The organism is Microcoleus sp. OTE_8_concoct_300 (assembly GCF_031383065.1).
Classification (GTDB): Bacteria; Cyanobacteriota; Cyanobacteriia; order Cyanobacteriales; family Microcoleaceae; genus Microcoleus.
Window position 1 is genome coordinate 1 of record NZ_JANMZH010000664.1, and the last position, 9,694, is coordinate 9,694.

The 9,694-nt window shown below is 46.5% G+C and carries 10 protein-coding genes; 7 read left to right on the forward strand and 3 right to left on the reverse strand.

What is annotated here, in order from left to right; all coding sequences use genetic code 11:
• Positions 1-30 precede the first annotated feature (30 nt).
• From ACUVJL_RS30140 to ACUVJL_RS30150, 3 genes are read right to left on the reverse strand one after another with little or no spacing between them, the layout of a single operon-like run.
• Positions 31-408 carry a hypothetical protein gene (locus ACUVJL_RS30140; RefSeq protein WP_445249198.1) on the reverse strand — a complete coding sequence of 126 codons (378 nt, stop codon included), beginning with the start codon at positions 406-408 and terminating at the stop codon, positions 31-33.
• The gene (locus ACUVJL_RS30145) at positions 398-625 is read right to left on the reverse strand and encodes a hypothetical protein (RefSeq protein ID WP_445249199.1); all 228 of its coding nucleotides are present in this window, start codon (positions 623-625) and stop codon (positions 398-400) included. The genes ACUVJL_RS30140 and ACUVJL_RS30145 overlap by 11 nt, the downstream gene beginning before the upstream one ends.
• Positions 600-809: a ribbon-helix-helix domain-containing protein gene (locus ACUVJL_RS30150; protein WP_445249200.1), complete on the reverse strand. Its 210-nt coding sequence runs from the start codon at positions 807-809 to the stop codon at positions 600-602. The genes ACUVJL_RS30145 and ACUVJL_RS30150 overlap by 26 nt, the downstream gene beginning before the upstream one ends.
• A gap of 438 nt (positions 810-1,247) precedes the next feature.
• On the opposite strand from ACUVJL_RS30150, the gene ACUVJL_RS30155 reads away from it, so the two are divergent.
• From ACUVJL_RS30155 to ACUVJL_RS30185, 7 genes are all read left to right on the forward strand, one after another.
• Positions 1,248-1,451 (forward strand): hypothetical protein, encoded by a 204-nt coding sequence (locus ACUVJL_RS30155; RefSeq protein ID WP_445249201.1) that lies wholly within the window; start codon positions 1,248-1,250, stop codon positions 1,449-1,451.
• A 98-nt stretch (positions 1,452-1,549) separates the two neighbouring features.
• Positions 1,550-2,974, forward strand: a complete 1,425-nt coding sequence (locus tag ACUVJL_RS30160; RefSeq protein ID WP_445249202.1) for a DUF4912 domain-containing protein — start codon at positions 1,550-1,552, stop codon at positions 2,972-2,974.
• A 622-nt stretch (positions 2,975-3,596) separates the two neighbouring features.
• On the forward strand, positions 3,597-5,000 hold the full coding sequence (locus ACUVJL_RS30165; protein WP_445249203.1) for an ABC transporter substrate-binding protein: 1,404 nt from the start codon (positions 3,597-3,599) through the stop codon (positions 4,998-5,000).
• A 328-nt stretch (positions 5,001-5,328) separates the two neighbouring features.
• The gene (locus ACUVJL_RS30170; RefSeq protein WP_445249204.1) at positions 5,329-6,237 is read left to right on the forward strand and encodes a carbohydrate ABC transporter permease; all 909 of its coding nucleotides are present in this window, start codon (positions 5,329-5,331) and stop codon (positions 6,235-6,237) included.
• Positions 6,238-6,484: 247 nt separating this feature from the next.
• Positions 6,485-7,348: a carbohydrate ABC transporter permease gene (locus ACUVJL_RS30175; protein WP_445249205.1), complete on the forward strand. Its 864-nt coding sequence runs from the start codon at positions 6,485-6,487 to the stop codon at positions 7,346-7,348.
• A gap of 182 nt (positions 7,349-7,530) precedes the next feature.
• Positions 7,531-8,613, forward strand: a complete 1,083-nt coding sequence (locus ACUVJL_RS30180) for an ABC transporter ATP-binding protein (RefSeq protein WP_445249206.1) — start codon at positions 7,531-7,533, stop codon at positions 8,611-8,613.
• A 333-nt stretch (positions 8,614-8,946) separates the two neighbouring features.
• Positions 8,947-9,297 (forward strand): hypothetical protein, encoded by a 351-nt coding sequence (locus ACUVJL_RS30185; RefSeq protein ID WP_445249207.1) that lies wholly within the window; start codon positions 8,947-8,949, stop codon positions 9,295-9,297.
• Positions 9,298-9,694 lie beyond the last annotated feature (397 nt).

The window sequence follows — 9,694 nt, forward strand, 5'->3', positions numbered from 1 at the left end:
CAAGCGATCGCTAATTTTTAAATCGAGCAGTTATGCTGGAACGATCGCCTCTTGAAGATGGATAATATTTCCCTCGGAATTTAAGATATAAAACCATTCCCTCGGAATGATACTTTGATTCAGTATTTTGAGATGATGGCTCAACTCTTCAATAGAGAATGTTTCTACATAAGTGACAGTTTTTGTATCGCAGGGTTTGAGGCGATCGTTTTCTCCAATGTAGCGAGCCTCACCAACATAGCCTAAACTTGACAACAATTCTTCTACTTCGAGTTCGATGATGGGCATACTTAAGTCATCATCTGGGTAATCGACAAAAACAGCAATTTTACCTGTTGCCGGAACTTCTAGTTCTGGAGAAGTCCAACCCTGTTTATAGTCCCAAACAATTGTACCTTTAGTCTTCATCTTCGCCTCCTGGGAAAATACACTGCCAAATGTTCTTCTGAAAGTGTTGAACGGCGAGTAACTTCCGTCCTTTTGCTTCTTCTAAGCAACGTTCAACTGCTTTTTTTCTTGTTCCTGCTACAACGGATTCGGTTTGAGGATTCCCCATACGCTGGATTTCATCTTCAGAATCTTCGAGATAGTCCACTGGGTTAGTTGCCATTGTCCGAACCTTCATGCTGCTGTTGACGGGAGTCAAGTGCTCGATCGATCAGCTTGGCAACTATCCAAGAAACCGATCGCTCTTCTGAGGCTGCCCACGCCTCTAAAGCGACTTTCTTTTCTTTGGGGATGTATACCGCTATCAACTCCCGCTTGCGTTTTCCACCCACGAGTTCTTTTTCTTTTAATTTTATAGACATTGTATCTTCTATCTTTGATTTAACTATGCTACTATATGCTATAGTAGCATATAGTATAAGCGCGCCAACAAAAATTTAATCCCTTGGTGACAGGAAGTGATGGAGAGGGAAGCATCGGGAGAATAGTTGGCTGGAAGTGCGATCGTATTTATATAGATATTGCAGACGGATCGCCCCTACCCTCCAAACCCATCAAAAGGCCCCTATCGCCATATGTCATCAAATTCTGACATTCGCTGTCGCACCGATCCCCCAAATCTCCTAAATGTCAAGATTCCCTGACATATTGATCCCCAAAATCACGAAAATGCGTATAAGTACCCAGGATTGAGGCAAAAGACCCCTTGACCCGATCGCAAGTTGTCTGCAAGATTAAGTCATGACAAAGCGATCCCAAAGAAATGCTTGGATTAAGCAGCCCTGGGAGTCGAATAGCGCGTGTGCTGCCAGCACAGCGTTGCTAGCAGCACCGATCGCACTCACAAAATCGATCTTGTCAATCAAGAATCGACAGAAAAGTTTTATTTAGATCGGACGGTGCGCGCAGAAGCCAAGAAGTCAAAACCCCCGATCGCATTCGGGAAAAGACAAGCTAAAAACAAGCAAGGCTTCAAAGGTTGGAGAGATTTGGAAGCTCAATAATATTTGCATTTAAAAGAGTTTCTAACTCAAAAAGTCAACACATTTGTGTTGAGAGGAAAAATCTAACCCGCCATCCCAAATTAGTGGAGAACAAACTCATGGCAAAAGAACGCCCACCATTAGAAGAGATGACTTTGCGACAACTCCGCAGAGTTGCTAGCGAATGTGGAGTCTCTCGCTACAGCCGGATGCGGAAATCGCAACTCCTGGCATCAATTCAAGAAATTCAGCGCACCAAATTTTCATACAGTCCATCTCGCAAACTAGAGGCACAAGAAGCAGTGGAAGCAGCAAAGTTTGAACTCGGTCAAGAAGATAGAACAGGTGGTTCTTTGTCGTCTGTAGATGAAGGTTTAGCAGATTTGCCCAACGGCTACGGCGAAAGCCGGGTTGTTTTAATGCCCCGCGACCCAGAATGGGCCTACACTTACTGGGATATTCCCAACGATCGCAAAGAAGAATTGCGTCGCCAAGGAGGACAGCAACTCGCCCTGCGGATCTACGACGTTACAGATGTTAACCTCGACATTCAAAGCCCGCACAGCATTCAAGAATATCCCTGCGACGAACTGGCGCGGGAATGGTACGTGCCAATCCCCGTGAGCGATCGGGACTACGCGATCGACATCGGCTACCGCTGCGCAGATGGCCGCTGGTTGATATTAGCTCGATCGGCCCAAGTCCGCGTTCCTCCCGTCTATCCCAGCGACTGGATTGAAGATCAATTCATCACCCTCGACTGGGAAGAAGACTTGTCTGGCAAAACCTTCGCCGAACTGGTTCCTCCGGCCAAGAAATTCGCACAAGCAGTAAATGGCACTGGTTTTAGCACCAACAACGCCATCTACGAACAAATCTTCGGCATGGCAGAATCTGCCGAAGCCATGCGCGTAGCGGGTTCTATGTTCGGTTCCATGCAGCACGTCGCCGGTTCGATCCAGCAAGTCGGCATCCACGAACAAGCTATCAGTTCCTACGTGTTCCCCTCCGGCGTCGGAATGTGGGCGGCAAGCGCCATGTCCGGCCTCACCGCGTCGGGTGTCGGTATGTCCGGCCTCACCGCGTCGGGTGTCGGTATGTCCGGCCTCACCGCGTCGGGTGTCGGTATGTCCGGCCTCACCGCGTCGGGTGTCGGTATGTCCGGCATGACCATGTCGGGTGTCGGTATGTCCGGCATGACCATGTCGGGTATCGGTATGTCGGGTGTCGGTATGTCGGGAGTTGGCTTCGCCGCCCCGATGCGCCCCCGCCAGTTCTGGTTAGTTGCTGACGCCGAACTGATCGTCTACGGCGCCACGGAGCCCGACGCCACCGTCTACGTAGGCGGACAGCCGATTAAACTCAATGCTGACGGCACTTTCCGCTTCCAGATGTCTTTCCAAGACGGCTTAATCGACTATCCGATTTTTGCAGTAGCAGCAGACGGCGAACAAAACCGCGCCATCCACATGAAATTCGAGCGCGAAACCCCTGAACGGCACACCAATACCAAGGAAGATGCTGTTGTGGAATGGTTGGGCTAATTCCTCGCGGTCGATCGCTACTAGGGCGATCGTGCAGGTTTGTGCCAATTTTTTAACCTTCACAAGGCATAGCCTGAGCCGATCGTGATTTGTTAATCTTAATTCCAGACAACAACCCATAACACCCCCTATACACCGTTCTCCTGTTTTGAGGAGCGGTGTTTTTTGTATTTAATTTGTATTTAATACTTACTCAGAAACCGAGTTTTTATAGCAGAATAACTCGTGGGTCGGGCGAGCAACAAAAGTTATACCCATTCTTAAAAGTAGGGATAAATATAGATTGGATGCGAGCATCTGTAGGGACTTAAACCAAGCCTAAGTCCCGCGCGGAACTCTGCGACTTTTAATAATTGATATAAAATTAATGGTTGTAGCAAGACTTTTTTAAACTCGTATAGCCGTTTGTAGTTGAGTGAATTACAGATATCCGGCGCAGGACTTTGGCTTAGCCTAAGTCCCTAGTTTATTTCGTTCGATTGACAACTGCTCTCTTAGACAATTCTCTCAATATCTATCTGTAGATAGATGTTGACTGAACTCGCTATCGAGGGTGTTAAATCAAAATTTGCACTTTTCACTCAAGCATTATTAAGTAAGCTAAAGTTTACTTAAACTTTTATTGCACAAACTCGGTAAATTCAGCGAAACCAAAAAAAGCGAGTTATTAGAGAAAGAAGGCGATCGCACCGCCATTTCTCAAAAGCAAATGCAAAAAATAAATTCTCCGCAGCAAGGAAGCCAGAAGCGTCCCCGTCTTTTAGGCTTATTCGCTGTCACATTAGCCGCCGTCTTACTTTTATTTATTCTGCCTGCACTGACTCAACAGCCAGTCGTGCTCACGATGTTGATGCAAAGCCAAGACATTCTTAACTGGAAACCCTTTTTCAAAGAATTTGAACAGAAAAACCCCGGCATTCGCATCAACCTCATAGAAGGGCCTTCTGACACAAACCTCATAGAAAATCTTTATACATCTGCCTTTCTTTTAGGCGAATCGCCCTACGACATCATCAACATGGATATTGTCTGGGTTCCCAAATTTGCAGCCGCAGGCTGGGTAAGGGATTTGACAGACAGAATTCCCCCCAAACAACTATCAAAATTCATCCAAGGTAACGTCGAAGGCGGGCGGTATCGGGGCAAACTTTACCGAATTCCCCACGCTTCCGATGCCGGAATGCTTTATTACCGCAAAGACATTTTAGAACAAGCCGGAATTCCAGCGCCGAAAACCTTTGAAGAGATGGTAAAAATATCTCAAAACTTGCAAAAACAGGGAAAAGCAACTTGGGGTTTTTTGTGGCAAGGCAAACAATACGAGGGAGTCTCTGCGATGTTTGTCGAGGTACTCTCGGGTTTCGGCGGCTTTTGGGCTAACCCTCAAACTTTTGAAGTTGGGTTAGATAAACCGGAGGCAATTAAAGCTGTGGAATTTCTCAAAAATACGATCGCCTCCGGCATTTCTCCTCCGGGTGTCACCACCTACGCCGAAGAAGAAACCCGCCTGTTGTTTCAAAACGGCAAAGCGCTTTTTTTGCGAAACTGGCCGTATGTTTGGAAGCTGGCAAATGCGGAAGGATCGAATATTAGAGGCAAAATTGCGATCGAGCCAATGCTCAGCAGTATCGGTAAAACAGGCGGTTCCTGCTTGGGCGGCTGGGGCTGGGGAATTGCCAAAACCTCAAAACATCCAGAACAAGCGTGGAAAGCAATTAAATACCTTACCAGCGAGGAAACCCAGCGCAAATTTATTTTAAAAACCGGTTTAGTTCCCAGTTACAAATCCCTATTTACCAACAAACAAATAGTCGCCCAATATCCCCACTACCCGCAACTGCTAAAAGTAGTGGAACGGCCAGCGTTGCGCCCGCCCCTGGCACAATACGCTCAAGCTTCTGATATTTTGCAGCGTTATTTGAGTTCAGCTTTTACCGGGAGAATGAGTGCAGAACAAGCAATGAAAGCAGCAGCTAGCGAAACTCGCAATTTATTAGGCAGTTTGAAACAACCCCAAGCTTCGTAAATTTGACATCTGGCCTCTGTCAGAAACAGGCAAGATGCCTGTTCCACAAAGAGTGAATTTTTTTATTGTGGGGTGGGCATCTTGCCCGCCCCAACAGGCAAGATGCCTGTTCCACAAAAAGTTAATTCAATTGTGAGCCGTTGCTCCTAGCCCGCCCAAAAATAAATTAACAGGTAAGATGCCTGTTCCACAAAGAGTGAATTTTTTTATTGTGGGGTGGGCATCTTGCCCGCCCGAACAGGCAAAATGCCTGTTCCACAAAAAAAAGTTAATTCAATTGTGAGCCGTTGCTCCTAGCCCGCCCAAAAATAAATTAAAGGTGAACAATATGCAATTAGACAAGATGCGACAGCGCGAACAAAAAACCGGGTGGATATTAGTAGCACCAGCTTTGATAATTCTGATGCTAGTATTTGCTTACCCAATATTGCGCGCTTTTTGGCTGAGTTTATTCACCCAAAACCTCGGTACAGAATTAAAACTGGTTTTTTCCGGTTTTGCTAACTACAGTCGAATGTTAGGCGACGGGCGTTTCTGGCAAACTTTAGGCAACACCACAGTATTTACAGTCACCTCTGTTGTGCTGGAATTAATTCTCGGTATGGGCATTGCCTTAGTCTTAAATCAATCCTTCAGAGGGCGCGGCATTGTGCGGACAATTTCCTTGCTGCCTTGGGCGCTGCCCACTGCATTGATGGGAGTAGCTTGGGCGTGGATTTTTAACGACCAATACGGCGTAATTAACGACATTTTGAGGCGTTTGGGATTGATTCAAAATAGCATTAGCTGGCTGGGAGATCCGACTTTGGCAATGATGGCAGTGATTACAGCGGATGTGTGGAAAACTACGCCCTTTGTCAGCTTGCTTTTGCTAGCGGGATTGCAATCAATTCCCGGTGATTTGTACGAAGCACACGCGATTGACGGCGCCAGTAGCTGGCAGAGTTTCCGTCAAGTTACCGTGCCCCTGCTGATGCCGCAAATTGTGATTGCTTTGCTGTTTCGATTTGCCCAAGCTTTCGGCATTTTTGACTTGATTCAGGTGATGACGGGAGGGGGGCCGGCGGGGGGAACAGAGACGGTTTCTATCTACATTTACAGCACGGTAATGAGGTATTTAGACTTTGGGTATGGGGCGGCTTTGGTGGTGTGTACTTTTTTGCTGTTAGTGGCAGCAGTTGCGATCGCCGCTTACCTGTTATCGAGAGCCCGCGTCAATGCAGCCGGAGGAAACTAAGACGATTTTAGATTTTGGATTTTAGATTGCTATACGTTAAGTTAGTTCGCGATCGCACGCCAACCCCAGAAACCCAGTTTCTCCCTATATTTTTCGTGACCGTCCGCAAAACTGGTAGAAACCGGGTCTATCGCCCCACAATTCTATTTCTTGAAACTCTTGTGGGGTGTGCAGGAAAGCCCGCCCTCCCACAAAGTTAAATCTAAATGCAGAACAACTTAGCACGTTCCTTTAATTGGTATAAATTATGTCGATCGCCCGCGAACAACCCACCAAAAAAACCTTTGAAATCCGGCAATTAATCTTGCCAATCTCCGCGATATTAGTCGTCGCATATTTCCTCGCACCTATTATCTGGCAGGTGCTAACTTCTTTCAAAGTAAATGCAGATATTTCGGCGATTCCCAACGTCTACATTCCCAAACGAATTACTTTCGAGCATTACCTGTCCCTCTTCCAACGTCGCCCGTTTGCTCTTTATATTTTAAATAGCGCTTTTGTTTCGATTACTTCAACATTGCTGTGTTTAGCAGTAGGCGCTCCCGCAGCTTATGCTTTAGCCAGGTTGCGGCTGTGGGGCGAGAGAATCATCCTGGCAACTGTGACGATTGTGACGCTATTTCCGGCGGTGCTGCTATTTTTGGGACTACTGGAAATTGTCAAAGCTTTGGATTTAGGCAATAATTATTTAGCATTAATTATTCCTTACACTGCGATCAATCTGCCGCTGACAATTTTGGTGATGCGGAGTTTCTTTCAACAGTTGCCAAAAGATTTGGAAGATGCGGCTAAAGTTGACGGCTATAACACTTTTCAAATGCTGTGGCAAATCGTGCTACCGATGACATTTCCCGCGTTAGTCACAACGGGAATTCTGACGTTTATTTCAGCTTGGAACGAGTTTATTTTTGCACTGACATTTATGACTCGCGAATCTCTAAAAACAATCCCCGTCGCCACGGCTCAACTCAGCGGCGCGTCAGTCTTTGAGATTCCTTACGGGCCGATCGCCGCAGCTACCGTTTTGGGAACTTTGCCCTTGGTTTTGCTGGTTTTGGTGTTCCAGCGGCGCATTGTTCAGGGTTTAACTGCGGGGGCGGTAAAAGGATAAATTGATTTTAGATTTTAGAACTCGTTCCTAGGCTCTGCCTGGGAACCGATATCTAGAGGCTCTGCCTCGCCTTTTAAACAGGAAAATTGCAGGCAGAGCCTCCGGATATGCGTGACCAGGCAGAGCCTGGTAACGAGTAAACAATCAACAGTCAACAGTCAACAGTCAACAGTTTAAAAATCATGGCAAAATTGCAACTAACAAACCTCAATAAAACCTACAGCCCTAAAGTTGTTCCGGTCAAAGACATTAGTTTGGATGTCAGCGAAGGAGAATTTCTGACCTTGCTGGGGCCGTCGGGGTGTGGCAAATCTACGACGCTCAGGTTAATTGCAGGGTTGGAACAGCCAACTAGGGGCGAGATTAGAATTGGCGATCGCAATGTCACTTATCTCAGACCGGGCGATCGTGATATTGCAATGGTTTTTCAAAGTTACGCGCTTTATCCGCACATGACAGTATACGAGAATATGGCATCGAGCCTCAAACTTCGCAAAATCTCCTCCAGCGAAATCAATCGGTTAGTGACGGAAGTTGCAACATCCCTCGGATTGACGGAATTAATCGATCGCAAACCCGGAAAACTATCAGGCGGACAGCGGCAGCGAGTCGCCCTCGGCCGCGCATTAGTGCGCCAACCGGAAGTATTTTTGCTCGACGAACCTTTGAGCAATCTCGACGCATTATTACGAGAAAAAGTTAGGGCCGAACTCAAACAATTATTTTCCTCCCAAAAAGCTCCTGTAGTTTACGTAACTCACGACCAAACCGAAGCAATGACGCTTTCTACAAAAGTCGCAGTTCTTAACAGCGGCAACGTGCAGCAACTAGACCCGCCACACTTAATTTATACCCGTCCTGCAAATCAGTTTGTAGCGGGTTTTGTGGGCAGCCCACAAATGAATTTGCTCGTGCTTAAATGCCAGGGCAATTTTGCTGTGTTGGGGGATTTTCGAGTTCGACTACCAGATATGCCGACTGTGCCGCCAGAAATTGTGTTGGGAATTCGCCCGGAACACGTCGGCTTTGCAGATGTAGAGGCCGGCAAGATGTCGGCCCCAGAGGCAATTAAAGGTGAGGTTTATTTAGTGGAAAACTTGGGAATGCAAAATTTAGTTAGCGTCCGAGTTAAAGGTTTGGAGTCACTAACGGTGCGGGCTTTACTGCCAAATGACCGCCACTGGAATTCGGAAATTGTAGAGCTGGTTTTTGGGCCTCAGTTGCTGCACTGGTTTGACGTGAAAACCGGCGATCGCTTGCAATAAGAATTTGCCCTGTATAGCATGATTGATTGAAAATGGTCTAACCTTGTGCTGAAAAAAACCTTTTCTGCTTCTAACTCATTTATGACTTTAGTTAGAGGTAGAAGTATTTGGCTGCTGTTAATGTGATATAGGTGTTGAAAAAAGCTAATTGGCTGACACATAGGTTGCGTGTTTACCAAATTTTATCGCTAACCTATAACTCTATTTATGTGGTTAATGGCAAGTTGAAGCTAAGTTGGCTTTTCCTCGCATTAGCTGCGGATTTTGGAGCAAGTCAATTAGATGAAAAAATGTTGAAAATTATCACCAATCAACTTAGGGAGTATGACCGAGATGAATTTGATTTCCACAGCCATTGCTCGCATCAGTTCCCTGCTTAAGGGCTTTCAAATCAAGAGTTTTTTGAGTGTTGTCCTAGTCGGTTTTCTGCTGCTAACAACAAATGTTGATTCGGGAAGCAGTAACAAAGGTTTTGGCGCGCAAGCCAGCTCAAAAGCCGATCTAAATAATCCTGAAAGACCCCAAACAACGCGGGAATGGAGGCAAGAAGCTCGCGAAACCTCAGACTCTCCGGGCGAACGAGCTCAGAAGATTGGGCAAGAGGCAGGAGCGGCCGTGAAAGAATTCGGGGAGATGTACAAAGACACTGCTCAGAGAAGTATCCGCGAATTAAAGGGTAACTAGCTCCACCTAAAAAAATCTAACACTCAGAAACCTGATGGCTGTAGGCGCGGCGCCAAGAGTGCCTGCCCTTCCGGGTTTGTGAACACCTGAAAAGTTTGACGTTTAAATAAGTTGAGCAACTTAATACGGCAGACGCAATCAAGTAGGCGAGCATAAATAAACAAGGACGGACGCTCATAAACCCGGTTTCTCATGTGAAACTGGGTTTTTGAGTTGGAAGCCTTTTATGTTAAATTACATCAAATCCGTGTTAAAAACCCCTTGATAAGACTCGGCGGTAGAAACCGATCCTATACAAACTTTCGTCCGAGCAGAGGGGGACTAAGGAATGAGAATTAAATAACTTCCACAAGTTTGTGGGATGGGCGTCCCGCCCGTCCAAAAAGGACGGGCGGGA